The sequence below is a fragment of the Sulfolobus islandicus Y.N.15.51 genome, assembly GCF_000022485.1.
GTDB classification, from domain to species: domain Archaea; phylum Thermoproteota; class Thermoprotei_A; order Sulfolobales; family Sulfolobaceae; genus Saccharolobus; species Saccharolobus islandicus.
Window position 1 is genome coordinate 87,366 of the sequence record NC_012623.1, and the last position, 25,736, is coordinate 113,101.

Annotated in this window: 25 protein-coding genes and 4 pseudogenes; 13 read left to right on the forward strand and 16 right to left on the reverse strand. The window is 35.9% G+C overall.

Annotated elements, in window-relative coordinates; genetic code table 11:
• Positions 1 to 41 precede the first annotated feature (41 nt).
• Together YN1551_RS00490 and YN1551_RS00495 are read left to right on the forward strand one after the other, a co-directional pair.
• Entirely contained in the window at positions 42 to 821 is a 780-nt protein-coding gene (locus YN1551_RS00490) for an SDR family oxidoreductase (RefSeq protein WP_012712765.1), read from the forward strand.
• Positions 822 to 831: 10 nt separating this feature from the next.
• Positions 832 to 1,575, forward strand: a complete 744-nt coding sequence (locus YN1551_RS00495) for an exodeoxyribonuclease III (RefSeq protein ID WP_012716949.1) — start codon at positions 832 to 834, stop codon at positions 1,573 to 1,575.
• Here YN1551_RS00495 and YN1551_RS00500 read toward each other — a convergent pair.
• Positions 1,567 to 3,232, reverse strand: a pseudogene (locus tag YN1551_RS00500) (protein kinase domain-containing protein). The gene YN1551_RS00495 and the pseudogene YN1551_RS00500 overlap by 9 nt on opposite strands.
• 236 nt (positions 3,233 to 3,468) lie before the next feature.
• Here YN1551_RS00500 and YN1551_RS00505 point away from each other — a divergent pair.
• Complete coding sequence (locus YN1551_RS00505; RefSeq protein WP_012716950.1) at positions 3,469 to 5,007, forward strand: APC family permease; 1,539 nt, start codon at positions 3,469 to 3,471, stop codon at positions 5,005 to 5,007.
• Here the strand turns inward: YN1551_RS00505 and YN1551_RS00510 are convergent.
• The 11 genes and pseudogenes from YN1551_RS00510 to YN1551_RS16385 all read right to left on the reverse strand — a co-directional run.
• Positions 4,978 to 5,367, reverse strand: a complete 390-nt coding sequence (locus YN1551_RS00510) for a HEPN domain-containing protein (RefSeq protein ID WP_012712768.1) — start codon at positions 5,365 to 5,367, stop codon at positions 4,978 to 4,980. The two genes, YN1551_RS00505 and YN1551_RS00510, sit on opposite strands and share 30 nt — an antisense overlap.
• 47 nt (positions 5,368 to 5,414) lie before the next feature.
• A complete protein-coding gene (locus YN1551_RS00515) occupies positions 5,415 to 5,819 on the reverse strand; it encodes an acyl-CoA thioesterase (RefSeq protein ID WP_012716951.1) in 405 nt (134 codons plus the stop codon).
• Between the two features lie 49 nt (positions 5,820 to 5,868).
• Complete coding sequence (locus YN1551_RS00520; RefSeq protein ID WP_012712769.1) at positions 5,869 to 6,552, reverse strand: cobalt-precorrin-7 (C(5))-methyltransferase; 684 nt, start codon at positions 6,550 to 6,552, stop codon at positions 5,869 to 5,871.
• On the reverse strand, positions 6,539 to 7,528 hold the full coding sequence (gene cbiG, locus YN1551_RS00525) for a cobalt-precorrin 5A hydrolase (protein ID WP_012712770.1): 990 nt from the start codon (positions 7,526 to 7,528) through the stop codon (positions 6,539 to 6,541). The genes YN1551_RS00520 and cbiG overlap by 14 nt, the downstream gene beginning before the upstream one ends.
• A gap of 2 nt (positions 7,529 to 7,530) precedes the next feature.
• Complete coding sequence (cobM, locus tag YN1551_RS00530) at positions 7,531 to 8,319, reverse strand: precorrin-4 C(11)-methyltransferase (protein WP_012716952.1); 789 nt, start codon at positions 8,317 to 8,319, stop codon at positions 7,531 to 7,533.
• Between the two features lie 5 nt (positions 8,320 to 8,324).
• Entirely contained in the window at positions 8,325 to 8,993 is a 669-nt protein-coding gene (locus YN1551_RS00535; protein ID WP_012716953.1) for a cobalt-factor II C(20)-methyltransferase, read from the reverse strand.
• A complete protein-coding gene (gene cbiT, locus YN1551_RS00540; protein ID WP_012716954.1) occupies positions 8,990 to 9,589 on the reverse strand; it encodes a precorrin-6Y C5,15-methyltransferase (decarboxylating) subunit CbiT in 600 nt (199 codons plus the stop codon). The genes YN1551_RS00535 and cbiT overlap by 4 nt, the downstream gene beginning before the upstream one ends.
• Complete coding sequence (cbiD, locus tag YN1551_RS00545; RefSeq protein ID WP_012716955.1) at positions 9,590 to 10,639, reverse strand: cobalt-precorrin-5B (C(1))-methyltransferase CbiD; 1,050 nt, start codon at positions 10,637 to 10,639, stop codon at positions 9,590 to 9,592.
• Positions 10,636 to 11,388, reverse strand: a complete 753-nt coding sequence (locus YN1551_RS00550; RefSeq protein WP_016729618.1) for a precorrin-3B C(17)-methyltransferase — start codon at positions 11,386 to 11,388, stop codon at positions 10,636 to 10,638. The genes cbiD and YN1551_RS00550 overlap by 4 nt, the downstream gene beginning before the upstream one ends.
• Complete coding sequence (locus tag YN1551_RS00555) at positions 11,385 to 12,383, reverse strand: precorrin-8X methylmutase (RefSeq protein WP_012712775.1); 999 nt, start codon at positions 12,381 to 12,383, stop codon at positions 11,385 to 11,387. The genes YN1551_RS00550 and YN1551_RS00555 overlap by 4 nt, the downstream gene beginning before the upstream one ends.
• 139 nt (positions 12,384 to 12,522) lie before the next feature.
• Positions 12,523 to 12,630 (reverse strand): annotated as a pseudogene (locus YN1551_RS16385) (IS5/IS1182 family transposase); the annotation flags it as partial.
• Positions 12,631 to 12,924: 294 nt separating this feature from the next.
• Here YN1551_RS16385 and YN1551_RS00565 point away from each other — a divergent pair.
• Complete coding sequence (locus tag YN1551_RS00565) at positions 12,925 to 14,085, forward strand: IS110 family RNA-guided transposase (protein WP_012715521.1); 1,161 nt, start codon at positions 12,925 to 12,927, stop codon at positions 14,083 to 14,085.
• Here YN1551_RS00565 and YN1551_RS00570 read toward each other — a convergent pair.
• Entirely contained in the window at positions 14,074 to 14,898 is an 825-nt protein-coding gene (locus YN1551_RS00570; protein WP_012716956.1) for an IS5 family transposase, read from the reverse strand. The two genes, YN1551_RS00565 and YN1551_RS00570, sit on opposite strands and share 12 nt — an antisense overlap.
• A gap of 867 nt (positions 14,899 to 15,765) precedes the next feature.
• Positions 15,766 to 15,882: a C2H2-type zinc finger protein gene (locus YN1551_RS17820; protein WP_148206561.1), complete on the reverse strand. Its 117-nt coding sequence runs from the start codon at positions 15,880 to 15,882 to the stop codon at positions 15,766 to 15,768.
• Positions 15,883 to 15,996: 114 nt separating this feature from the next.
• On the opposite strand from YN1551_RS17820, the gene YN1551_RS00580 reads away from it, so the two are divergent.
• Positions 15,997 to 16,539, forward strand: coding sequence for an FAD-dependent oxidoreductase (locus tag YN1551_RS00580; protein ID WP_012716958.1), 543 nt, complete (start codon positions 15,997 to 15,999; stop codon positions 16,537 to 16,539).
• On the opposite strand, the gene YN1551_RS00585 is transcribed toward YN1551_RS00580, so the two are convergent.
• Positions 16,457 to 17,608: an IS110 family RNA-guided transposase gene (locus tag YN1551_RS00585; protein WP_012715803.1), complete on the reverse strand. Its 1,152-nt coding sequence runs from the start codon at positions 17,606 to 17,608 to the stop codon at positions 16,457 to 16,459. The genes YN1551_RS00580 and YN1551_RS00585 overlap by 83 nt on opposite strands.
• A 284-nt stretch (positions 17,609 to 17,892) precedes the next feature.
• On the opposite strand from YN1551_RS00585, the gene YN1551_RS00590 reads away from it, so the two are divergent.
• From YN1551_RS00590 to YN1551_RS16395, 5 genes and pseudogenes are all read left to right on the forward strand, one after another.
• Positions 17,893 to 18,903 carry an FAD-dependent oxidoreductase gene (locus YN1551_RS00590; RefSeq protein WP_187146880.1) on the forward strand — a complete coding sequence of 337 codons (1,011 nt, stop codon included), beginning with the start codon at positions 17,893 to 17,895 and terminating at the stop codon, positions 18,901 to 18,903.
• A gap of 139 nt (positions 18,904 to 19,042) precedes the next feature.
• Positions 19,043 to 19,468 carry an organomercurial lyase gene (gene merB / locus YN1551_RS00595; protein ID WP_009072998.1) on the forward strand — a complete coding sequence of 142 codons (426 nt, stop codon included), beginning with the start codon at positions 19,043 to 19,045 and terminating at the stop codon, positions 19,466 to 19,468.
• Positions 19,461 to 19,643: a hypothetical protein gene (locus YN1551_RS16915; protein ID WP_009073000.1), complete on the forward strand. Its 183-nt coding sequence runs from the start codon at positions 19,461 to 19,463 to the stop codon at positions 19,641 to 19,643. Before merB ends, YN1551_RS16915 begins: the two co-directional genes overlap by 8 nt.
• A 20-nt stretch (positions 19,644 to 19,663) precedes the next feature.
• On the forward strand, positions 19,664 to 20,425 hold the full coding sequence (locus YN1551_RS00605; RefSeq protein WP_012716961.1) for a hypothetical protein: 762 nt from the start codon (positions 19,664 to 19,666) through the stop codon (positions 20,423 to 20,425).
• Between the two features lie 782 nt (positions 20,426 to 21,207).
• Positions 21,208 to 21,447, forward strand: a pseudogene (locus YN1551_RS16395) (IS110 family transposase); the annotation flags it as partial.
• Here YN1551_RS16395 and YN1551_RS00615 read toward each other — a convergent pair.
• Positions 21,440 to 21,891, reverse strand: a pseudogene (locus YN1551_RS00615) (amino acid permease); the annotation flags it as partial. The pseudogenes YN1551_RS16395 and YN1551_RS00615 sit on opposite strands and share 8 nt — an antisense overlap.
• A 313-nt stretch (positions 21,892 to 22,204) precedes the next feature.
• On the opposite strand from YN1551_RS00615, the gene YN1551_RS00620 reads away from it, so the two are divergent.
• The 3 genes from YN1551_RS00620 to YN1551_RS00630 all read left to right on the forward strand — a co-directional run bounded on the left by YN1551_RS00620 (position 22,205) and on the right by YN1551_RS00630 (position 25,469).
• The gene (locus YN1551_RS00620) at positions 22,205 to 23,527 is read left to right on the forward strand and encodes an aspartate aminotransferase family protein (RefSeq protein WP_012712506.1); all 1,323 of its coding nucleotides are present in this window, start codon (positions 22,205 to 22,207) and stop codon (positions 23,525 to 23,527) included.
• A 77-nt stretch (positions 23,528 to 23,604) separates the two neighbouring features.
• Complete coding sequence (locus YN1551_RS00625; RefSeq protein ID WP_012716964.1) at positions 23,605 to 25,164, forward strand: amino acid permease; 1,560 nt, start codon at positions 23,605 to 23,607, stop codon at positions 25,162 to 25,164.
• A 50-nt stretch (positions 25,165 to 25,214) separates the two neighbouring features.
• Positions 25,215 to 25,469, forward strand: a complete 255-nt coding sequence (locus YN1551_RS00630; RefSeq protein WP_012716802.1) for a hypothetical protein — start codon at positions 25,215 to 25,217, stop codon at positions 25,467 to 25,469.
• The last annotated feature ends 267 nt before the right edge of the window (positions 25,470 to 25,736 follow it).

A 25,736-nucleotide genomic window follows, 5' to 3' on the forward strand; every position in this document is an offset into this window, starting at 1 on the left:
CACAATATTTCAACTAGTAAAGCAAAACGTTAATAAGAGATATGGTAGTGTCTTATCATATGAGGTTTAAAGATAAAGTTATTCTAATAACTGGAGGTACTAGAGGGATAGGAAGGGCAATTACGGAAGCGTTTTTAAGGGAGGAAGGATTACCAATAGTCCTTTATAATTCTGCGGAAAATGAGGCTAAAAAACTAAGAGAGAAAGGGGTTTTCACAATAAAGTGCGATGTGGGAAACAGAGATGAAGTTAAAAAGTCTAAAGAGGTAGTTGAGAAGGAATTTGGGAGAGTTGATGTAATAGTTAATAACGCGGGAATAATGGTCTTGATGCCATTTGAGGAATTTGATGACGAGAAGTATAACAAGATGATAAAAATTAATCTGAACGGTGCGATATATACCACTTATGAATTTCTTCCCTTATTAAAGTTATCAAAAAACGGTGCAATAGTTAATATAGCTTCAAATGCGGGTATTGGAACTGCAGCTGAAGGTACTACATTTTACGCAATAACCAAAGCAGGCATTATAATTCTTACAAGAAGGTTAGCCTTCGAGTTGGGAAAATATGGGATAAGAGTTAACGCTGTAGCGCCAGGTTGGGTAGAGACTGATATGACGTTGTCTGGAAAAAACCAAGAGGATGCTGAGAAATTGAGGGAGTTATTTAGGAATAAGACAGTTCTAAAAACTACTGGAAAGCCCGAGGATATAGCAAATATCGTATTGTTCTTATCGAGTGATGAAGCGAGGTACATTACTGGGCAAGTCATAGTTGCAGATGGAGGGAGAATAGATAATTTAACTCATTCGTTATAATCTTCTAAATGTGAAGATAGTAAGTTGGAATGTTAATGGTATACGTGCAGCTTTAAAGAAGAATCTAATAGACTTCATAGAAAATAACATGTTTGAAGTGATAATGTTTCAAGAAACTAAAGGTGATATAGTTCCACTTGATTTTATTATGATGGGTTATGAAGTAATTTCGTTTCCAGCAAAGAGAAAAGGATATAGTGGGGTGATGACATTAACTAAGATAAAGCCCATAAATGTGATTAAAGGTCTTCAAATTAAGGAATTCGACGATGAAGGAAGAACAGTTACCTTAGAACTGAAGGACTTCTACGTGATTAATGCATACTTTCCTAGGGCAGGAGATAACCTAGAAAGGTTGGACTTTAAGCTAAAATTTAATAATGAAATTGAAAATTTTGTTCTTAAATTAAGAAAAGCTAAACCGGTAATACTTTGTGGAGATTTTAACATTGCACACCAAAATATTGATGGAGCTTTTTCTAACCCAACAATTCCCGGACTTACACCACAAGAGAGATCGTGGTTCTCTCACTTTCTCTCTTTAGGTTTCATTGATACTTTTAGATATCTACACCCAAATGTTAGAAAATATAGTTGGTGGAGCTACATGGGAAAGGCTAGGGATAAGAATTTGGGACTAAGATTAGATTATTGTATAGTGTCGGAAGAGTTAAAAGATAGGATAAAAATGGCTGATATTTTGATAGATATACAAGGCTCAGATCACGCACCTATTATCTTAGAATTAACGTAAATTATATTCTATAGTAGTATAGATTGTTCTAGCGTTAGTTCTTTGTAATAGCATGTCATACAAGAGGTTAACTAACCATGATGGCATATTATTTATTTTAGGTAATATGGCGTACTGCCTAGCGAGTTTTAGATTATTCAAGTAATTTCCTCTACCCATTTGAAATTCTTCTATCGCCTTTTCTATTAACTCATAGTATTCTTTAGGATATACGTAACTATCGAATAGAAGCTTATAGGCTGTTGCGCCCAAGGCAAATACGTCCATACTAGGTAATGCCCCTTTATTCTTTAGCATAGCAGCTTCTATTTGATCTATAGGGCGATAGAATTCCGTAAATTCAGCTACACTTTCGCCTATTCTATTGGCTGAGCCCAAATCTCCTAATTTAACCACCACTTTACCACTAGTTAAATTACTGAGGATTTCTTTCTCTTTACTACCAGGGAATTTAGTGAAATAGATATTTTGTGGTTTTACATCTAAATGAACATAACCAGATGAATGGATAATATCTAACGCCTTTGCTACATCTCTAATTAATATTCCAACAATTCTATACCAATCTTTACTTCTACTTATGTTTAAAAGCTGTAAAGCATTACCGCCCTCCATTAATTCTATTATTATATAAGGTGGCCTAGTTAGGTAGAAATAGCTCTTCCCTTTCTCAATTTTCATTATATTGCTAATATCTATTTCACTTATTGCAAATAACTGTACTGCATTTTGAGTTTTATATCCAATCCTGTAAATTGATAAATTCCCTACTAAGATCAAATATTATATTACTAGCACTAATCCTAGTCTGTCCAGGGGTGCTCTTACTAATCTTCGGAATTTTCATCGCATATAACATATTTCCCCTCTTGACTTTTAACACGTATGAGCTACCACCTATGGCTATTATATCAATAACTTCGTATTCATTTATCTTATTTCCTATCCATAACTTTGGATCCCAGTTGCTAATATCTGGTATTTTGCTAATTTTTGTGAAATAAATTTCCAATAAGTTACTACTTATAATTCCACTATTAGGCTTTGGCATATAAGTATTATATCCTTCTAAAATACTATCAACATAGAAGCTAGGTTTTTCCTTGTTAATTTTTACTTTTGCTTGAGAGTCAGAAAAAGTGTATTTTTGTCCTTCAATATTAATTTTCCACTTTAGGTTATTTGGCAAGCCATAAACTTTTATCAAGACAGTCCTTAGACTTACTCTCCACGCTAATAATTGTATAGTGTTGCCTATCTCATAAAATCCTATCAAAACCCAACTCATTAGAAATTTTGGAATTAATTCCACAAAAAAGAGATTATACACATACAATACGATGTAAGATACTGATAGTGAAATAGCTATAATTCCATATTTTCTTAGAGTCTTGTATTTATAAGCCTTATAAAGAAATATGGAAGCTAGAAAATAAGATATGGCAGAAAGTGGTAGTAGAGAAGGGAAAAATATGAAAGGAGAGTATAATGTAAATGTATAGAGTATTCCAGCTAATGTGGAATATCCAATTGAAGGAAGGGAGCCTAAGGCTATCCCATACATTATGTATCCAAGAAGGGGAATGATAGTTGATACCAATATACCATTTTTAGCGAGAACGAATCTCACTTCATTACTTTTTACTCCTCGTCTCATTATTTTCGTGTGTGAGTTAAAGTTAAAAATTTCTATTATGGCCCTTGGATGAGATTGGCACGAATAAATTATTCCAATTAAGATAGGTTGTTTTCCATAGATAATAAGGTCTTATTGTTATTAGTATCATAGGGTAAGGCAGAATTTATTTATCTAAGTAAATCCCCTAGTGGAGATTTCCCTTTAAATTTTTGTGTCTAAGTAAAATTTATTAATCAAAAGTTTAGAGTGGCAATATGGAAAGAAAGCAGGTCTTTGTGAGGGAAACTTCTGGTCTCATAAAGCAAGTATCCCTTACTGATGCGGTAATGCTCAATTTAGCTAACATGTCAATAGGCATAGCCTTATTCCAATCCATATCTCCCTATATAACACAAGGTGGAGTGCTATGGATAGCATCATTGATAGGTATGTTCTTAGCGTTACCTCAAGCGCTAGTTTACACCATATTCAACAGAAAGGTTGGAAGAACCGGTGGGGATTACGTATGGATATCAAGGAATTTAGGCGGAATAATAGGTACAATTTTCGCAGTAGCGTATCTTTTAGAATCAACTGCATTTTACGCTATCATCTCATTCTTCTCGGCGTCATCAATTAACTCTGCGTTGCTGACAATTGGCTATCTTAATCATCAAAATACGTTAATTTACGTTGCTGAAAATGTGATCGTTAATCCTTATGCCACTCCAACGCTTCAACAAAGGCTAATATTCTATGGAATTTCAGCACTTGCGTTTGTAATAATAGTGCTTATAAATATTCTACACTCCAAATGGGGGTATAAGTTAGTTACAAGTTTAGGAACGTTCTCAATTCTTACTGTAATGCTCGCGATGATAATAATTGCAATTAACGCTAAGCATTTTGATTCTTCAGTCATACCTTTACTTAAGGACTTTAACGTAACTGTATCATCAAACCTGCCTAAAACTATATTACCTTATTCAATATCATTACTGGCTACACTTTCTCTCTTACCCCTCTTTTCACTGTACACATATCCTTGGATGAATGCAGGTCCTGCAGTATCTTCAGAGTTTAGGGGAGATAAGGTCTCCAAATTCAATGTGTTCTTCTCGCTATTAATTACTGGAATTTTAGTAACATTAGGATTTCTGGAAATGGATGTTGTTGGTGGGTATTACTTTAATTTAAACGCCTATCCATCTGCGATTTATAACTTTTGGACAGTGGCTATGGCGTTATCCTTAAATCCAATTATAGAATGGATATTGGGACTTGGGTTAATACTCTGGAATTACTTCGTCTTATCATATGGTGTCTTAGTATTTTCAAGATATGTATTTGCCCTATCATTTGACAGAGTGTTTCCTGAGAAATTATCGCAACTTAACGCACATGGATCTCCAGTTTACGCTCACCTCCTAGATATAACCCTAACGCTATTATTCCTCTTAATTCCAGTATTTTCAATAGATGCTGCCATATCACTATATGGTGCTTCTATAGTTGGAATGTTGTATTTCTTGGCAGTAGGTATTTCAGCCATAATATTTGGACAGAAGACTAAAAGTAGATTAATGAAGATTGCAGGTATCTTAACGACGATTTATTTCGTATATCTGACCTATGAAGCTGCGACAAATCCCTTGTTCGGTTTCTCAACGACGTCTGGTGTTAATATTATCACTTTGTCATTTGTTCTTGGGTCTTTTGTATCGGGCATAATAATCTGGAGTGTAACTAAGTACATGAATTCAAAGAAAGGAATAGATCTATCATTAACTTTTAAGGAAATTCCTCCAGAGTAGATCAAACATTTTCTCAGAGAAAGCAATCAGTTTCTCAATATCCTTTTCGTTAAGCTCCAAGGGTATTGAATATCCTAATCTAATTTTGATGTCGTCTAACAATCTGATGATATCCCTTTCTTTAATTCTAATTTCGGAGAGTCTATCATCATGTGAATATCTCGATACTACTCTAAAAAGCACATCAAAATCAAGATACCATGGTATGTCAGCCCCTAACTTGATTAATGTTGCATTTAACATTAAGTATAGAGACTCTTCGGCAGCTATTGCTGCTATTTCATAAAATCCTGAATTAAAATTGAATTTTGATGCACGTAAAAGCTCATTTGCCCTTTGGAATAATGGTTCTAAGTTCATAATATTAACAATTAAATTACGCTTTTTAAGTTCTTTACGCCTAGTCTTTACTTTATTGACAGTTTATCCATAATTTCCTTGGGCATCTCAGTTGATTTCCATATTTTTGGATTAATTGCTATTTGTATTAAATACCCTTCAGTTGTCAGTTCCCCATCCCTTAAAATTCTAAAGTCAAACTTTATCGTTTTATTAGACAAGATTTTTGGGTTTAATAAAATAGTAAGCCTATCACCTAACTTCACTGGTTTACGATATATGGCATGGGATTCCGCTATAACAAACCATAAATCGTCATTGACTATGGGATATGGTATTCCAACTTTTTCTTTAATAAATTTTTCTATCGTATTGGTAAAAAATCTATAATATGCGGCGTAGTGTGCTATACCTTGAGCGTCAGTATCATATATTCTAACTACGTCTTCAAAAATATATTCGATATTCTCCATATTCTATGCGTTATTCATCATGGTTTTTATCTTTTTACTCTAAAACGCACTAGGATTTAGGAAATATGGCCATTATTGTAAGGTCACCGAATTCATTGTTTTCATTCAATAACGATATTAAGTTATCATAATCCCTCCTTCTCTCATCATCGTAACTGAGTTTCTCAAATACCACTATTCTACAGTTTAAATTATTATCATAGAGGAATTTAGCTACTTTTTGTGGCCCATCTTTGTAAGGTTCTGGTATTACCACGGCTACACGACCCATCTTCAATATGTTAAGAAGGTCATTCAAAGATTTCGATATATCTCCCCTTACATGTAAGGTTACAAATCCAATAAAATTTATGTCAAGACCCAGTCTAGAAAGGGCAATATTTAGAGAGGATACTCCAGAGATTATATTTACCTTAACACCTTTACTTGTAGCTATGTTCCTTATCTTTTCCACAAATTGCCAGTCAGATACTGAAGGATCTCCATGATCAAGTATTGCAACGTTCTCAGTTTTCCCTATTTCAATAATCTCTTCTAGCGTTTCGCTCTCTATTTTATATGTTAATACCACCGTTCGTTTACCTTCTAATATTGGCCAAAATCTTTCTAAGACTGATTTCCATCCAGCTACTATTGAACTATCCTTTATGGCCTTATATCCCTTTAATGTAAGATACTCTGGATCTCCAGGGCCTACTCCAACGATGTAAACTGGAATTTCACTCACCCTCATAAGTTGCTACTGCAATAGTGGAATTTCTACTTATGGCTATTTTTCTCAATATCAATTTTGAATTAATTCCACCAGCTATTAGGGCGGAAATTTCAGCTACTCCTTTCAAGCCAACTTCAATGAGGGTTTTGCTAGGAGGAGTAAGGCATGGATTTGTAAAGTTGTTTATCTCCTCCTCGTTTACTAATCTAAATTTAACATTAATTTCATCGGCAATTTTCTTGACCTCTTCTCGAATAGACGCAATTATGCCAATCCTCTCTCTTTTTAAGTTAAGCCTTTCTAGTACCTTGTATATTCCATCTCTAATCTCATCTATTTTCACGTCTTTTTTAGACCCTACACCTATTGATATCTTTAGTGGTTTCAGCCATACTACTATCTTATCCTTATACTCCTTATCGTTCCTCAACGATACGATGTAATTGCACTCCTCACTATTTATCCTTATATTTTCGGGGAACGTAACGTTAATATCAACTCCATCCACACAAACATACTCATCTCTTAATAGGACTGCATTTATCTTAACTATATTTTCGGGATTTAATATTTTAGCAACTAAAATGTTCGCTATCTTTTCAACACTTAACTTGCCTTTTAATTCAGCAGCTGTGGTTATTATCGGTGTTGAGTTTAAAATTACAGATAAGTCTCTTGCGATATCGTTAGCACCCCAATGCCCACCAAGAAGGGGTATAACGTAATTTATTTTATCGTCAATACATATTATTGCAGGATCCTTGGTCTTAGACTTCGCGTATTTGCAAATAATCCTAGTGGCTCCTTCTAGTGCCATTACAAATATAATCGCATCATAACATCTCCATACTGTTTCGATATCTGCGTCCTTATACTTGAAATGGACTACGGGTATCTCAAATCTTTTTAACTTCTCCTTAACTATTTCGCCTGCTTTGAAACCGTCTTCAGAGGCTGAGATTATGGCAATTCCTCGCCATAAGTTTTCTATCATTCTTAGTCTTCCTCTACTTTCCAAGGCCTATATGAATGATTATGCTTAGGATCATATACACTAGATCTTACCATATTCTTGATCTGTTGTGGATCTGATGCTAGTCCTACTATTATTACTGAATCCCTATATATCTTAGCTTCCCTAACCTTACTCACGATGTCAGCCAAAGTTCCTTTAATTATCCTTTGCTCTGGCCAAGTTGCGCGATAGACCACTATCACTGGAGTATCATCAGTTAATCCTCCCTCCTTAAGCTCATTAACTACTCTGTCTATGATATGTATTCCAGTATAGATTACCATAGTAGCTCCAATCTTTACCATTTTGGCGAAATCTTTTATGGAACCTTGCATTGGGACTCTCAGTGAGGCTCTTGTTATAATAACAGTTTGGGAAAGCTTGGGGACTGTTAACTCAATGGGTATTACAGAAGCCGCGGCAATAGCTGCAGTGATACCTGGCACAACTTCGAATGGGATTCCAGCAGCTTCTAATGCCCACATCTCCTCAAATAACGCTCCGTAGATTGATGAGTCCCCGGATTTGAGTCTAACAACTAGTTTTCCTTCACTCGCTTTTTTGACCATTATCTCCACTATCTCATTTAATGTAAGCGATGAACTATTGTATACTTCGGCATCCTTTCGAGACCATTTCAATATTTCTGGATTTACAAGGGAACCTGCGTATACTATTACATCAGTTGTTTCTATGTATTTCTTGGCCTTTACTGTAATTAGCTCAGGATCTCCTGGGCCAGATCCAATGAAAACCACTTTTCCTACCATTATTGTCACCTTTTCTTTCTCAAAGCTATTATCATTGAGAAGTAATCCTTATCATTAACGATCTCTTTTTCCATATTAACTAACTTTTCGTCGTTCATGAAACATCTTCTAGCATAAAGTAAGTCGTATTTGTTGGAAAGCATTTGAGCTATTTCCTTAATGTTCTCGTTAGCCTTAAGTACTATTATAGTCTCGAATATTTCGCTAGCTTTTTCAATAGAGTCTAGTCTTGAAGCTGGTATTATACTTATCGAATCCTCAGAATTCGCTAAAGATATCATAGCTTTTGAGGCACAAGCGGTTACGGAAGAGACGCCGGGGATAATTTCCACGTTAACATTACATGGTAATTTATCCTTTATTCTGAAGAATGTGCTATATAACGTTGGATCACCTAAGGTTACAAATGCGGAGTCGCCTTCACTTTCATTACAGATCTTTTCTCCTATCTTTTTCAACTCATTCTCATTAACGTCCTTTGCCATGGGAAAACCTAATAGAACCAGCTTTGAATTACTTTTAGCATATTTCTTGACTATGTTCTCTGCCAGACTTCTATTGGTTCCAGTGGAATAGGGAATGAAGATAGTTCTAACCTCCTTAAGGATTTTCGCTCCTCTCATAGTTATTAACTCCTCATCACCTGGTCCTAATCCAACCACGTAAAGTTTCATTGCTTTTCACCCGAAATTATAAATATTGGATTTCTCGTCATCATTGCAGTACCTACTTTTGTTTTCATACCTTTTGCAATAATTACCTCCGTTATCTCTAAATTTATGAATCCAATGTTCTCCATCGCAGATATGGCATTATTTACAGTTTCCAATAGTATAGCGTCAATAACTACTCTTCCACCTTTTTTTATTATTTCCCAAGAGGCCGATATAATTTCCTTAATTTTCTCTGATCCACCTCCTATGAAAATCCTATCGAATTTCTCATTAATCGTAAACAATATCTCCGGCGCTTCACCTTTTATGAGTACTATGTTGTTTAAAACTCCAAACTTTTCTGCATTTCTCCTAGTTAAGTTAATAGCTTTTTCCTCCTTATCTACACCGTAAACCTTCCCAGTACTTCCAACCAGTAATGAAGCCTCTACAGTAACGCTACCCGTTCCACATCCAATATCTAAGATCATATCACCTTTTCTTATCCTCAATTTGGATAAAGCCAAAGCCCTTATCTCCTCTTTAGTCATTGGTATTTCCTCATCCCTTTCAAAGAAGTTATCTGGAATCCCTGGTATAACGTATTTCCATTCCATTTAACATCCCACCCTACTCAAAGATTCACCATCGTAATCGAAGATAATTACGCAGAAGTTTATATCACCATTAAAACTTTTTATCCTACTCAATATTTTCTCGGCTACAATTTTCATCACTTTCCTTCTCTGCTCTTTTGTCATATACGTGAAAGCTTCCTCCACTGATAGAGCGTTTGTTATTTTAGTCAGCACATCGTAGGGGAGTCCTGCTAGAACTGAAGCATGGGTTAATGATTCCAGTCTAGCGTCACCTTGTGAATAATGAGTGTTAAAAATGCCTGCATATACTTTAAGAAGTTTTGCAGGTAATCCAGCTAGTATTACCTTCCTAAAAACACTACTTGCTAACTTTATCGAATCCCCTATCCTATCCCCTACTTTTATAATGCTGTTACTATCAAATAACTTTGATGCATACTTTGCTGCGGAATTTCCTGGAGCAATCACTACGAAGTCGTAAGACTGCCTAATTACGTTAAGCTCACATTTAATATGCTCTAAGTAATCATCATCGCTAACAGGCGTCTCAATACCCGTCGTACCCAGTATGGAAATCCCACCCACTATTCCAACCATTTTATTTAAGGTATTTTCAGCAATGATATCTCCATTTGGTACTTCAATCGTTATCTGTATTCCCTTATCTGTAACTTCCCTTATTGCGTTGATTACCATATCCCTTACAGTAGGGCTTATTGCCGTCTCCCCCATGGTTGCCTTTAACCCACTCCTTGTAACTTTACCAACTCCCTTTTCTCCAACTATAACAATTTCATTACTCTCATTTAGTTTAGCACAACATCTTATCACTAACCCATCTAGAATATCTGGATTATCGCCCGAAAATTTCTTAACTTCAGCACATGCAATTCCACTATCTATCTCAACTTTTTCCACGGGTATTTCCAGTCTTAATCCTATAGGTGTCGGTATTACCACTGTGTTTCTTTTCTCTCTATTAAGTAATCCCATAACTGCTGCCTTTGCGGCTGCAGAGGCTGCAGCTCCAGTGGTTATTCCAAATCTCTTTAAAGAGTTTATTATCATAGCTCGTATTTCCTCTCGTAACCTCTTGGTGTTATCATGTAATTTTTATAACTATAAGTTAGCGAATTTCCTATTATCATTGTAGTAGTCATACCTATCTCATTCATATGTTCTTTCCACGACGACAAGGTCGTTATTACTATGTTCTCATTATTCCTATACGCACTCTTAACTAATCCCACTGGGGTATTCGGCTTCCTATGCTTTGAAACTATATCCATTACTTCTATTAATAAATTCTCATTAATTAAATTATAAAATACTATTACGAAGTCAGCCTCTGCAGCCTTGGTTACTTTATGTAAAATCTCCTCTCTTGGTATTAATAAATCACTTAGGCTTATTACGACGAAGTCGAGAGAAAGGGGGCTTCCTAGTCTAGCAGCAGCTGCTAATGCAGCAGTTACTCCAGGTATCACTTCAACGTCTAAATCCAATTTTCTTCTGGATATCAAGTCAAATACTAAACCAGCCATTCCATAGACCTGTGGATCACCACTGGATACTAAGGCAACAATATTATCTGACTCTAAGGCTTTTTCTATTGCAGTGTTAGCCCTAAATATTTCCTCTTTCATTCTGGCTCCTATTACTTCCTTTTTTCCATCTAGGACGTCAGATATTAACCTTAAGTATGTATTATATCCAATTATTACGTTTGACTTTTCCAAAACTTCTTGTGCCTTTATAGTTCTTTGTTCTTTTGATCCTGGTCCAATTCCTACAATGTATAATTTCCCCATTTTCATCCCTCCATTGCCATTTTAATAATCTCATTAATAATCGCCACTGCTATACCGCTTCCACCATAAGTCCCAGTTAATACTACAGATGGAATTTTACTCTCTATCAATGCTTCCTTGGACTCCTTGGCGTTTGTGAAACCTGGAGGTGTTGCTACTATAAATGGTATATCAACTCCTTGTTTAACCAATTTAATCGTTTCTATAAGTGCAGTCGGAGCGTTTCCTATAACCACCACTTTGCCACCTTGTCCAATTGATAACCTCATGGCAGCTGCGGCCCTAGTTATCCCCAATTCCTTTGATAACTCCTTCGTCCTTTCATCATCTATCATACAAGTAACCTTTTTCCATCTAATACCTACAGAGACCATTTTCACATCGGCTACGATTTCGCTTTCAGATCTTATTGCCTCAATCCCCATATCCAAGTTGGTCACCTTCAAGTATTTTGCTACTTCTGGATTTCCAGATGCGAAAACGGCTTTTCCTATTACTCTTTTCTCCCTCGCATCTTTAACATCTAAATTTGGTAGAATATAGTTCATACTTCTCTCTTCTATCTCATAAGGATCCTCCGTGTATTCAAGAGTTGGAAGCGCATCTAATGCCCTTGCCAATCTGTAATATAGTGCCAATCCAATCAAGGGTGATGACGAAAGCGGTTCGGTAACGTAAAACTCCACTTCCTTTCCACTTATCTTACTTACCTCCCAACTGTTCAACCTTTGGATTCCTAGCTCTCCCATGATGTCTCTAAAAACATGATTTCCTCTTCCTAGAAACACTAACCCTATTATTACTCTCCTATACCCTTCTTTAATGATCTCATTTAGTAGAGATCTCCAGTCAGGCTTGGCGAATTCGTTGTAAGTTAAGTATATAGGTATTGAGATTTTTTCCTTCAAGTAATTTATCATTCCTTCAATATCACTATTATACGTCTCCCTTCTCGAACCATGACCTATTAACATTATTGCAGTATTGGATTGTCTATCCACATATTCATTTCCTTTATCCAGTATTTAAGGATTGTTAATATACGTGCTTTGTTGATCTCTTCAATTTATTTCATAAGCATGATATGATACACTGAGAATTTTTCAGTAATTAATATTTATTTCAACGTTATTCGCAAGCTCACACCCTAATACCCGGAGCTCTACCAACTAAAGAATTAGCCAAGTGGACCATCCATGCATAAGCCCAGAACTTGAGCTTAGCCTCAACCACTTGTCCTAAAAAACTCCTACGGGGCAATCCACGCAAAACAAGAGAACGAATAAAACCAAGTATTACAAGAGAAAAGGAAATAAACAAGTAAGGAGAAAAACAACATAAGCTCATAGAAAACATGGGGATAAAACCCCATCTACAAGGCTAGCTGTGAAGCCCCTAGAACGATCTAACAAGAGGGGATAAAAACCCCCGAGTAGGAGGTTGTAACAAAATACTCTAGGGGCTGAAACACTTAACACTATGCAAAGAAAACAAGGTATTATGAGAACAAAAAATATCTCGAGAAACGCGTAATACACAAGCATGGAATTAAAAGTTACAAACAAGGCCTTCGCAATTGATATTTCACAAAGCAAACTAACAGCAGCAAAGGGAGAACTAGTAGTAGAACAAGAAAAATCAGCAGTATACGTCAAGGAGGTAAAGGAATTCAACCACGACAACGAGGGAATAGAGGAACTAATTAAATTCCTAGGAGAATATAAGGAAGGAATAATAGAGGCAACTGGAATATATTACTTCTACCTACACGAAAAACTAACGGAAAAAGGATACAAGGTAACAGTAATAAACCCACTACACCTAACAGAAATACTAGGGAAAAAGACAGACAAACTCGACGCACAAAGGTTACTAGTAGCACACATGACCGGAGTAATCAAGGGATCATACATACCAACAGGAGAAATAATGGAGCTAAGAGAACTAACGAGATATAGGGAAAGCTTAGTAGAGAAGACAACACAAGTAAAGAACGAGATAAGGAAAATATTAGAATTCGCGGGATATAAAATACAACCATTCGACAAGAAGGGAAGAAAACTACTTGAAAAGCTAGTAAAGGGGGAGGGACTAAGCAAGGAAGAGAAGGAGGAACTAAAAGAAAAACTAGGGAGAAACTTAAACGACGCGGAAAAACTAGCGTTAAAACAATTAGTTGAACTGTTAAAAAACTTGGAGAAAATGATTAAGGAGGTTGAGGATATGATAATTTCCAAGATTCCAAAACCAGTAATTGAGTTGAGTAAGATCCCCGGAATTGGTTTGATTAGTGCTGCAACTATTTACGCTGAGTTCGGTGATGTTTCCCGTTTTTCCAGTTCTAAGGCTGCTAGGGCTTATGCAAGCTTTGCACCCAAAACTAAGCAGAGTGGTGATAGCGAGTCTCACTCCGGTATGATTAGGGGTAATAAGTATTTGCGTAGAGCTCTCTACTTGGTTGCCAAGGTTGCTAGGGGTCTTGAGCCTTTTAAAGGGTATTATGAGAGGCTTATTGCTAGGGGGAAGAGTGTTACTCAAGCTACTTGTGCTCTTGCCGGAAAGCTTGCAAGCATTTGTTATCATGTTATAAAGGACGGTGTTTACAAGGGAGTTGTCAAGAAGAGTTTTAGGATTCCTAGGGGTAAGGAAGTTAATGTCAAGGACTTCGACGTGGGAGACGCGCTAGACTCGTTATCCCCATAGGTTTGTTAGAGGCGTCAGCATGTAGTGCCTTGTAGCCCTAACAGATTCCCCAAAAGTACGCTTCACAGCAGATAATAAGGACTCAATCCTCCACCTAACACCGTAACCCTTCTCCTCCCTCCAACGATTATAACCCAACCTCTTGAACTCCCTTACAGCCTTTCTCCTAGCAGGATGGCCACGCCTAGTAGAAGCGTTCTTCCTAGGTGGGGCAACAACCTCAACCCCAGTCTTGTAAACCTCATTAGCATCATAAGCTTTATCTCCATAAAACTTCTTTCCCTTATCTTGTAAATCCTTAACTGTCTTAACTGCAGTCTCAACCTCGTTGCTGGTTACTTCAGCGTTTATTACGTTGAATTGGTCCTTATCCATTACTATTTCGATCTTGAGGAATTTTGAGTCCTTGGTTTTTCCCCATTTTGCTATAATGTATTGTCCTCCCTTGTTTGTGCTTATTCCCGTTGCGTCTGCTATTACTTCAAGTTGGTCATTTGCCTCTGGGAATTTTATGTTCATGTTTCTTACTCTTTCCCATATTGTTGAGTAGTCTAGGCTTGTTGGGATGATTTTCAGTCTCTCTAGTGCTCTCAATACTCCTTCTATGGCCCTATAAGGTAGGAACAAGTGCAGGAACGCTAGGAAGTCGTTGAACTCCTTTGGCGCCTTGTAGGTTTTCTTGGCATTCCTATTCTCTTCTGCTAGTAATTCCCACCAGTGTTCGAAGACGTAGAAGGGGAACATTAGGGTATATCTCGTTATAACGTTCTCGTCGTACTTGTGCCAATCCCTCTTGTACTTACTCTTTCCCATGAGTAATACTCGGTATAATTATTTATAAATTTTTGTATAATTCTGAAGTAGCCCACAAAGCAGTGTGACTATCAAAGTTTATAAACCTTCACATTAACATTTTATTGAAGGGTGCCACTATGAAGTCTATGAGCAATGTGAGGCGGAGTAAGGCACCCAATGAAACTCCCCATGTCCTTGAAGGGAGTTAGTCCCGTAGACGGCATGGGGAGGGAAGAAGAGTGATGAGGCCGAGTGATTAATAGTCACGATGAAGGCCGAACTCTAATTTTTATGCTTAGTTTATATTTTGTGTATTCCCTATGTATTATGCCCTATGTATTATGTGTCATTAGCTTTGATACCTATTGATTATAAAATTAAAAATAAAAATTATTTATAATAATGATTATTATATAAAATGTTTACATCGTATAAAAATGTTTATCGTTTTATAAATTTATCAACTACATCTTTATAATCATTACATGAAACACTATGTTTAGATACTAAAGGCCATTTTCCATGATATATATAACACTCTATGCCAATATTTTGTCTTAATCTAATTGCAAGCCTGCCTGGCATTTTACATTTATTGCAAATAACCTCTATCTTAGTATTAATGAATTTACTTTTCCTTTCCACACATTACTCCCAATGATATTAATATTAAATTTTATTCCCTTTCTTTGATTTGTGGGTTAGTTGAACTTTCTTAGTTCTTAAGCTAGATGAATTGCAATAAATTCTAAACTAATCCAGATTAAAAGTTAGTTATCGTTCTCTCTGAGAAAAATTGAATGATTCATAAAGAACCTTTTCTTTCATCTAATTAGATAATTTAATAAAAAAACTACTTATGTCTTATTATCGTTAACAACAATGTTAGTGAGAATGGCCATGATGTTCATGGGAATGATGTTCTCTCATGTGTTTCTCTGCTTCTTCTTTTGATTTGAATGTCATTCCACATGCCTCACATTTGTATTCCTCTTTTGCCATTCATATTTCACCTAAATTAACATATCTTTAAAAAATATAAAGTTTACCACCATGGTGGTAAATGAAAAAGCTTAAATAACTGTATATATGAATATATGTTCATAGGTGAAAATATTGAAGAAATATGATCTTTTAATTATAGGTTGTGGGGCAAGCGGATTTGCTGCTGCAATAAAAGCTTCAGAACTTACGGAGGGTAAGATTAAAATAGGGATGGTCTGCAAGGGATTATTGGGTGGAACATGCGTTAATGTAGGTTGTGTCCCAAGTAAATATTTAATAGAAATTACAAATAAATATTACTTATCCAGAAAAAAATTTATTGGATTAGAATTATCTGCAAAAATAAATTTCACTGATATTATGGGTGGATTAAAAAAGGTTGTTAAGGAATTAAGAGAAGAGAAGTATGAGAAAGTTCTTAATTATTATTCCAATGTGGATTTAATAAAAGGAGATGTAACTTTCATTGAACCTAATAAAATAAGAGTTAATACAGAAAAAGGAGAACAAGAATTAAGTGGTTCTAAAATTATAATAGGGGTAGGCTCCACATGCTTTGCCTCTAACATGGCTAGGCGATGGCTTGAAGAGCCGAAGGAACTACTTGATTGGGGTCAACTTGAGGGCCTTCACCACCTCCTCCCCTATACCTAGTCTTCTTAGTCTCACCCTTGTATTCCCCATCCTTGAGTACGTGATAAACTATCCTACATATCTTGTTGGCCAAGGCTAATGTAGCCTTTTTGGAATTACCTGTCCTCTTCAACAAGGCTTGATAGAAGCCATTAAATTGGACCGTGTTCTTAGCGGACCTTGCAACAAGGAATAGAACGCGGGATAAGTGCTTATTCCCCTTGATGAGACCGTTGTGAAATTCGGTCTTCCCGCTCTGCTTAGTCCTTGGAGAAACTCCAGCATAAGAAGCAGCTTGTTTCGAAGACTCAAACCTGCTCACGTCTCCAAGCTCAGCGTAAATTGTGGCTGCAGAGATTGGGCCTATTCCGGGTATCTTAGTCAACTCTACTGCTTCCTCGGGTAGGAACTTCATTATCTCGTTCTCCACTTCCTTGATTTGTTCTTCTATAATGTTCAGTAGGTCCAGGAGTTGTTTTAGGATGAACGCTTCTATTCTAGTTAATTTTCTTCCCAATAATTTGGAGTACTCCTTGATCTCTTCGTCAGTTAGCTTCTCATCAGTGGCTAGTTTTCTCACTATTTCCTTTGTCTTCTTTTCGAAGGGAGGTAGCTTGTATCCTGCTGTTTCTAGAACTTTCCTTATCTCGTTCTTTACTTGTGTCTTTCTCTCTACTAGTCCTTCTCTGTGTCTTGTCATTTCTCTTAGTTCTTGCATTTCTCCCGTTGGTATGTACGATCCTTTTACTGTGCCTGCAGCGTAGGCTATTGCGAGTCTTATGGAATCGTTCTTGTCTGTCTTCTTGCCTAGGACTTCAACTGTTTGTACAGGGTTTATCACGTTTACTTTTAGTCCCTTGTCTCTCAGTACGTTGTATACGTGGTAGAAGTATACTCCTGTTGCTTCCATTATTCCTTCTTCGTATCCTTCTAGGAATTTTATAAGTTCTTTGAGTCCTTCCTCGTTGTATTTGAATTCTCTCGTATCAGCTTCTTTTACTGTGTTGTTGTTTATTTCCATCTTGGTTGCAACAAGTCTTGATTCCCCCACATCTATTGCAAATACTTTAGGCTTTATCTTCCTTTCCATGTGTAATACTCTTTTTCTGATTCTTGAATTTTTCTATAATAATACGCGTTGTATTGTTAATTTTGTTAGGAGATAGTGCGAACTAACTATGAGAACGTCCCCTTAAATTTTTGCACACTCCTACTCGGGATGTTGTCCCACATGTTAGATCGCGGGGGACGTATAGCCAGCCTACCCCATGGGGTTTTATCCCCATGTTCACTTTCGGCTTGTGTTATTTTCTTGTTCTCTTTATAAAAGTTTTACTCTTGTAAAGCTTGTCTTCTTGTTTAGGAGTGTTGTTCGTGAAAATCGCCGTAGGAGGTTCTAGACCAGCGATACCCCCTATACAAGGACTTCAAAATGTAGGTTATATAACAAGTGATACGGTTTGGGATTTAAAAGAACTTCCACATTCTCTATTAGTGATAGGAGGTGGAGCTATAGGACTTGAAATAGGGCAAGCTTTAGCTAGATTAGGATCTGAGGTTACAGTAGTAGAGGTTATGGATAGAATACTGCCTAGTCCTTATTTTGAACCAGAAATTAGCTATGCATTAACTGATTATTTAGAAGATGAAGGACTAAATATTTACACTAAATCTACAGTGACTATGGTTAGTAAAGAAGGAGACACGAAAGTAGTAGAGATTAGTACTAAGCGTGGAAAACAAAGACTAGAAGTGGATGAGATATTAGTAGCTACAGGGCGTAGACCTAATACAGAGAATTTAGAGCTTGAAAAAGCTGGAATAACAACAGATCAAAAAGGCTATATTTTAGTAGATAAATTCTTACAAACATCTAACCCTATAGTATATGCTGCTGGCGATTGCATAGCTAAAAGTTTAATGCTTGAAACTCTTGCAGCCAAGGAAGGTGTATTAGCAGCTACTAACGCTATAAAAGGGAATATAGAAACCATAGATTATTCTACCACGCCAATAGTAGTATTTACAGATCCTCAAGTTGCTTCTGTTGGTTTAACGGAAGATGAACTTATGAAGAGGGAAAAAGTATGCTCTTGTAGAATCTTAAAATTAGATTATGTTGCTAAAGCTAGGTTAATCGGAGATACTAGGGGTTTCGTTAAACTAGTTGTTAATCCTAAAGATGGTACAGTAGTTGGTGTTCATATCCTTTCTCCCCTAGCCTCTGAAATAATAATGGAAGGCGTAATGCTTGTAAAAAATAAAGTTAAATTAGAAGAATTAGTAGAAACTACTCATGTATTTCCTACAATATCAGAAAGCATAAAGTTAGCTGCACAATCCTTTATCAGAGATCCATCTAAGATGAGCTGCTGCGTGGAGTGAGTCTTATGACAATAAAAAGAAGTAAATATTATACGATAAGAAGAACGTTTATTTGCAATTCTGGTTACGGAATTTTTGAATGTGAAGATGAAACTAAATGCGCCCTAATAGCCTGTACTTACACAAGAGATGAGACTACATGAGCGAAGAGATTCTCAATAAGATAACTTCACATAGACCAACTAACTTTAAGATAATTGAGCAAGATAGTAAGGAAATATATGTCTATTGCGCATTGGATGTACTTCTATATGCTGCACTTACTTGTAATGATATTATAGTAGAAACTACATTATCGGGTGAAAATACCAGGTTTAAATTAGATGCTAACAGTGAACTTATATTATCATTTATAAATCCACATGATGCAGAAAAACTTCCACCTTCATATAATACACCATCAACTATTTGCCCTTATTCAAGATTTTTCACTAATTTAGAGGAATTCGAAAGCTGGAGAAACACTCTCCCAGAAGAGATTAGACATTTAGTTATTCCCATAAGTGTAAAGGAGGCCCTCTTCATAATCAAAAGATACGTTATCTCTTCATTAGATAATGGATGAGATTATGAATTCCTCACTTTTCATAAGTAATACTATAGTATTAATTGTAGGATTGATACTGATAAGTTTAGGACATAGTAATGGATTAAGGGCAGTAGCAGGAGCATTAGTTATCTTAATATTTAGTATAATATTTAGTAAGATATTTAAGAATTTTTCTGTGAATTTCATTTAAATATGAAGAGGTCATAATAGTTGAATTTTTTGTTAGATTACTGGTATGTATTCCCTATTTCAGCGCTTACATCTTTATTTAGAAATAAAACAAGATATAAATATGCATCACTATTATGTATACTCCTTATTTTAACTGTGCCTCCTTTATTTCCACCAAGTCCTTTAGGACTATTGGCAATTACTAACGTTCAAATTAACGATTACATTGCATTAAGGAAATTCATCAAACAAAAAATTAATCGTTTATCTTCTCTTAACTTTACAGAATTAGTTGAGATTCTTTTACCTGTAAGTATCGGATCCTTATTGTTATTATTTTATGGATGTAAGGAAGGGTTTGTATTATACTCTTTTGCTTCGACATCATTTACATTGTTATATATGCTAAGATTACGCATTAAAAATCTAGGTAATACAGGGCCAAAAGAATATAATCCCTTAGGAATTATGATAGCTAAATATTTCTCTTTAATAGTACTTTCAACTTCTTCATATGGATTTCCCTATTGTCATTTAGAAAGATACAAACTTGAAAAATTAGCCTTAGCAACGCTAAGTGCAGCGTTAATTAACGTAATAATAACATTAATAAAAATAGGTCCATCATTTCTCCAAATTAACTTGCTAATATTAATAATTGGAGGAACCATGACTGGTAATTACATTTCTAATGTATGGGGAAAAGAAGAGTTACAAGCACTATCTACTTTATACCATTATATATCGCTTATAATAGGTTTTATTACAATATTCTTGGAAATATTTTTAAAAATTATTTAAAAGTAAAAGTTAGGAAAAATTTGTATTTTAATAATTAATATATCGGCTTTAATTCTCATATTCTCTGACCATTTTCTAAAGTATATTTTGTCTTAAATTTATCCTCAACAACTAATGTGAGAATTAGTTAGCTAATCGAGTTTATTACCCTTTATCAATATAGATATTGTAGTATTTATTATAGTTAACTCTAAGAATAAATCACTACGAATCTTAAGTAGCAATTATTTACTAAATAGAAGCCTAGATTTAAATTCTGCTTTTTATAATGTTTTGTTATTGAGATTGATTCCCTTAAAATTTTATAAATTCTAAATCTTACACATAATTGAAGATTAATTTTTCGTTAAGTGTGATAAAATTGAGCATAAAGCATTATAAAAAAGATGATTAATATAAAATGAGACCCTACTGCTTCGCCTCTAACAGACTTGGGGGGAATCGAGAATCTATGCGTGTTAACCATGTTTCCTTATATATTCTTTGTGATCATAATACCTTGTTTTCTTTTTATAGTGTTAAGTGTTTCAGCCCCTAGGGTAATTTGGTTACAACCTCCTACTCGGGGTTTTATCCCCTCTTGTTTTCTAGGGGCTTCACAGCCAGCCTTTCAAATGGGGTTTTATCCCCTTGATGTAATTGGGCTTATGTTGTTTTTCTCCTTACTTGTTTATTTCCTTTTCTCTTGTAATGCTTGGTTTTATTCGATCACTTGTTTTGCGTGGATTCCCTATATAGGTTTATTAGTCGGGGAGAGTAATACTCTCCTCGACTGGGGAAACATGGTCGACGTGAGTTCTGAAGCAAAGTCTTCGGCTACGGGCGTGACTCACCCCTACCGTCGGACTGAACATTGTGATAAAATTCACGAATATAGGTGTGACAAAGAGGTAGGGGTAATAGGAATAGATATATCAAAAGAACATTTAATAACTAGTAGGGGGAGGGTGAGAAAATACGAGAACAACTTGAAGGGTTATGAGGAAATCCTCAAGATGAAACCTTGCGTAATAGTCCTAGAGTTGTGGTAAAAATGAGCCTAAGTTTATTAATGCTTGATCATTGTAAAAAAGCCCTAAGCCACTAAATAAATAAGCAAACCATTGCGCGCCTAAATAGCTATATAATCCCAAGGATAGCGCAAAGGCTATCCATAACGCCCAATAATTGACAAATGCAACTAGGGGATGTGATGATCTAGCTTGAAATACGTAATCTCCACCTGATCTAGGGGTTGAGATTGACGCAACGTAAAAAAGAAATGCCATTCCTAAAGTGGGTAATAGTGATATTAAGTAAGATACGGTCCAATTTGCCCCCGGAGCGAGATAAAGCCATGATACTATTAATATAGGTATTCCACCCGTTACCAGTCCAAATGTAGCGAAGAACGATGCCCAAGGACTAACTTCTCTTACTAAACCAGAGGATTGTCTTATGAAAACAGATTGGTTTTTATCTGGCATTTTGAGTAGTGTGGTATGTAAAGTGCTTAAAAACCTTACTACTATCAAATTTTTAAAGTATTTAAAGTTATATGTGGATTCGAATTTTCTTTTTTTAACAAAAATACCTTACCTCGATGACGAGAAAAATTATATTGATTCCTTCAATTTCTATTTGACAATATTTCCAATTGCCACTTATAAGTTATTGTACTAGTATAAGCTGTAACTATTTTAGAAATTATTACAACTTTCTTTTCCTTGACAAGGATGGTCAATTTCATATAGGTGAGTAGATGATCAGCTTTTAAGCAGTGCTAGGAAAGTTAGTTATATGGAAGAAAATTTTGACGCTAGTGTATTGGAAGCTCCAATAATTAATGTGATTCCTCCCGGTCCTAAATCACTTAAGTTATTAAAAGATCAAGAAGAGTATGAGACTTCAGCTGTAAATTACCCTAAATACTTTAAGATAGCAATTGATAAAGCTCAAGGTTCTACCATAACTGATGTTGATGGCAATGTATACATTGACCTGGTTACCGGGATATCCGTGGTTAATCTAGGTCATAACAATCCCTTTATCAGAAGGAGAGTTCAAGAGCAATTGGAAAAAGTATGGCACACCTTAGAAATACCAACGGAAATAAGAGTTAATTTTAGTAAAAAGTTATTATCTACTTTAGGATTTAAGGCTAAACTGTTGTTTACAACAACAGGTGCTGATGCTGTCGAGGCAGCAGTGAAAATAGCCAGATACGTGACTGGAAAGAAAACTATAATTGCCTTTGAAGGTTCGTATCATGGGATAACTGCTGGCACTTTAGGTTTAACTGGTGCTAATAGATTTAAGGAGTTTAATCCTTTCTTTGACGACAGAGTGGTAAAGTTTCCTTATCCCTATCCTTATAGATGCCCATTTAAGGACTGTTTAAATGAGATATTACGCTTACTAGATTACGCGATGTCAAATCCTGGATATTTAGGTGGTGATGTGGCTGGGATATTAGTTGAACCAATTCAAGGTGAAGGAGGCTATGTAGTTCCACCTAAGGGTTTTCTCAAGGGTCTCAAGGAATTAGCTGAAAAGTATTCAGTCCCGTTGATAGTCGACGAAGTTCAAACTGGTGTAGGAAGGACTGGAAAAATGTGGGCGTATCAATGGGAAAATATTGAGCCAGATATAGTTGTAATTTCCAAGGCAATAGGTGAAGGAATACCAGTTTCAATGGTAGGCTATAGGGAAGAGTTCAATAAACTACCCACTGGCTTTCATCTTGGTACTTATAGGGGAAATCCCTTAGGATTGGCGGCTGGATTAGCTTCTTTAGAGTTTATAGAGAAATATAACATTCTCCCAAGGGTAGAGAGGTTAGGTAAAAAGATTCTAGAGGAGTTGAGTGAAGTTGAAAATTCACACGTAGGCGATATAAGGGGATTAGGCTTCATGATAGGAATAGAGTTAGTTAGAAATGGAAATGAACCTTGGAGTGAAGGGACAAAGATTGTCATAGAGGAAGCGTTAAAAAGAGGGTTATTGGTGTATAAGGCTGGAAGATGGGATAATGTGATAAGACTTATGCCACCATTAACAATCCCAGAGCCATTGCTTAATAAGGCAGTAGAAATTTTAAAGAGAATCCTTAATTCAATTTAGCATTTTTTAAAAACTGTACAACTGTTTGAATATTAAAGCTTATTATTCTTATTTTATTTTATTCCTATTGATTTCCTATGGAAAAGCATAAAAAGGGAGTGTTCTTAAGGGAGTCGTCTGGTTTAGTAAGAGAGTTTGGCATATTAGACGCCTTATGGTTTAATATTGCCTTACTTGGGCTACTATTTTCCACATACTATGTAGCTTCCACTGGTCCTCTAGTTGGCGGGAATCCTTTATTAGGATTAATATTACCTATACTTGGATTTTTCCTAGTAGGAATGATATTCTCATATGTTGGCTCTAAGGTTCCAAGAGTTGCCGCTGATTATGTTTATGTCAGTAGGAATTTACATCCTGCATTAGGTTTCGTAGGAAATGCTGGATACTTTTTAGCAACTGTGCCTTTATTCATGGGAATTACTGGAATAACATTACAAACATTTGGTCTAATACCCCTATTAACAATCCTAGGCTACTACACTCATAATCTTTCCCTAATAGCAATAGGTTCGCAAATAGATAGTAATCCGTATTTGATAATGACCATAGGTGCTACTGAGATAGTTATTATGTCCTTGATTCCAATCTTTGGAAATAAGGTATATAGAGTGTTTCAATGGTTGGCAATTCCTCTGGCGTTGATAGCTGCCATAGGAATGATCATAGTAGAGGCAGTAGTTCCACACTCCTTAGCTATAAGTAGGCTAAACGATTTCGCGTTAACCTACGCAAACGTTACAAACTTATATGCCAATGTAACATCATCAAATGTTCCAGTGCCAGCATATTATAATATTTACAATATCACTTCATTAAACCCGGTCTACGTAGTGGGATTCTCTTATATAATTAATACTGTGTATATAGCGGGTGAGGTAAGGAACCCAAAGAGAAGTATGCCAATAAGTATTCTAGGTACTCTAATTATAACTGGATTCATATTTACAGCAGCATTAGCTCTTGAGTATAACCAATTTGGATATGACTTCACAACTAAAATGATGTATTTAAGTATAGCTCAAGGAACTTTACCAATACCCACCCCATATTTAGATTTGTTGGAGGGTGTGGCTAGTGGAAATGTTGTATTAGGTGTACTGTTCGCCTTAGCTAGTATTTTACAACTGCTCATGTACTTGTCAGCAGCGTCTTTCGTGGGAAGTAGATTACTATTCTCTTACGCGATGGATAGAATTATGCCGGATTTCGTAGGCGATGTTAGTGAAAAAAGACATGTTCCCATTAAGGCAATAATACTATCAATGATAGCTGGACTCATAGGCTTAACAGTGTTTACGTTACCTGTCACTTCGGCGGGGGCATTCTTGCTTTCAAGCGTTGCAGTTGCGATATTAATGCTATTTCCAATGACCATACTGTCAATAGCTGTTTTGAAGACTGAGAAGGGTGAAAACAAGATAAGAACTGTTGCAATACTATCCATAATTTATCTAATTTATACGTTCTATCAATATCTAACAGTACCAGCCATAGGTGCAGATTCCGTAGTAGGTTATGGTATACTTACTGGTTCAATAGTAATCTTATTTGGAATATTCTATATTGCAAAATTCGTGCGAGCTAGACAAGGAATTGATTTTAACTTAATCTTCAAGGAAATTCCTCCAGAGTGATTAAAGTTGAGTAAAGAAATTAAATTACTTTTTGTCACTGATATACATTTTTGGATGTCGTATTTAAAAAGGCTATTAACGCTGCAAATATGTTTAAAGTTAATTATTTGGTCCTTGGAGGCGACTTAGCAAGCAAGGGCGTTTTTCCACTATACAAAAGAGGGGATAAATTCTATGATGTTAATAGTAATTTACTAACAAAGGACAAGCTTGAAGAAATTAAGAAAAATGGGATAGATGATTGTTCAAGAGATGCAAAAAGAAGAGACGTTTTGCCGTTGACAATAGTTTCAGATAAACCGTGAATTTTATGTCATTTGATATCATTTAACATTCCTAGCTCTTCTCATGAAAGTTTATAAATTTTGTAGTTACATACTAAAATGTAGAAGAGAGCCCTACAGTGAACTCGATGAGCAATGTGAGGGGGAGGATGGGTTCGATGAGGCTCCCCATGTCCTTGAAGGGAGTGGTTTAACTACCGCTCCCGTAGACGGCATGGGGAGCTGGACAGGGGGAATGAGGACGAGAGGTTGAATACAAATTCATGAAACCTCAATGAAAGTCCGACC

Coding starts and splice junctions, on each gene's coding strand:
- YN1551_RS00520 (WP_012712769.1), bottom strand. CDS start 6,552: ATGAGGGTGAGTGAAATTCCAGTTTACATCGTTGGAGTAGGCCCTGGA.
- YN1551_RS00565 (WP_012715521.1), top strand. CDS start 12,925: ATGGAATTAAAAGTTACAAACAAGGCCTTCGCAATTGATATTTCACAA.
- cobM (WP_012716952.1), bottom strand. CDS start 8,319: ATGGTAGGAAAAGTGGTTTTCATTGGATCTGGCCCAGGAGATCCTGAG.
- cbiT (WP_012716954.1), bottom strand. CDS start 9,589: ATGGAATGGAAATACGTTATACCAGGGATTCCAGATAACTTCTTTGAA.
- YN1551_RS00490 (WP_012712765.1), top strand. CDS start 42: ATGGTAGTGTCTTATCATATGAGGTTTAAAGATAAAGTTATTCTAATA.
- YN1551_RS00570 (WP_012716956.1), bottom strand. CDS start 14,898: ATGGGAAAGAGTAAGTACAAGAGGGATTGGCACAAGTACGACGAGAAC.
- YN1551_RS17820 (WP_148206561.1), bottom strand. CDS start 15,882: ATGGCAAAAGAGGAATACAAATGTGAGGCATGTGGAATGACATTCAAA.
- YN1551_RS00620 (WP_012712506.1), top strand. CDS start 22,205: ATGGAAGAAAATTTTGACGCTAGTGTATTGGAAGCTCCAATAATTAAT.
- YN1551_RS00505 (WP_012716950.1), top strand. CDS start 3,469: ATGGAAAGAAAGCAGGTCTTTGTGAGGGAAACTTCTGGTCTCATAAAG.
- merB (WP_009072998.1), top strand. CDS start 19,043: ATGAGCGAAGAGATTCTCAATAAGATAACTTCACATAGACCAACTAAC.
- YN1551_RS00535 (WP_012716953.1), bottom strand. CDS start 8,993: ATGAAACTTTACGTGGTTGGATTAGGACCAGGTGATGAGGAGTTAATA.
- YN1551_RS00515 (WP_012716951.1), bottom strand. CDS start 5,819: ATGGAGAATATCGAATATATTTTTGAAGACGTAGTTAGAATATATGAT.
- cbiD (WP_012716955.1), bottom strand. CDS start 10,639: ATGATAATAAACTCTTTAAAGAGATTTGGAATAACCACTGGAGCTGCA.
- YN1551_RS00585 (WP_012715803.1), bottom strand. CDS start 17,608: ATGGAAAGGAAGATAAAGCCTAAAGTATTTGCAATAGATGTGGGGGAA.
- YN1551_RS00550 (WP_016729618.1), bottom strand. CDS start 11,388: ATGAAAATGGGGAAATTATACATTGTAGGAATTGGACCAGGATCAAAA.
- cbiG (WP_012712770.1), bottom strand. CDS start 7,528: ATGATAGAAAACTTATGGCGAGGAATTGCCATAATCTCAGCCTCTGAA.
- YN1551_RS00625 (WP_012716964.1), top strand. CDS start 23,605: ATGGAAAAGCATAAAAAGGGAGTGTTCTTAAGGGAGTCGTCTGGTTTA.
- YN1551_RS16915 (WP_009073000.1), top strand. CDS start 19,461: ATGGATGAGATTATGAATTCCTCACTTTTCATAAGTAATACTATAGTA.
- YN1551_RS00510 (WP_012712768.1), bottom strand. CDS start 5,367: ATGAACTTAGAACCATTATTCCAAAGGGCAAATGAGCTTTTACGTGCA.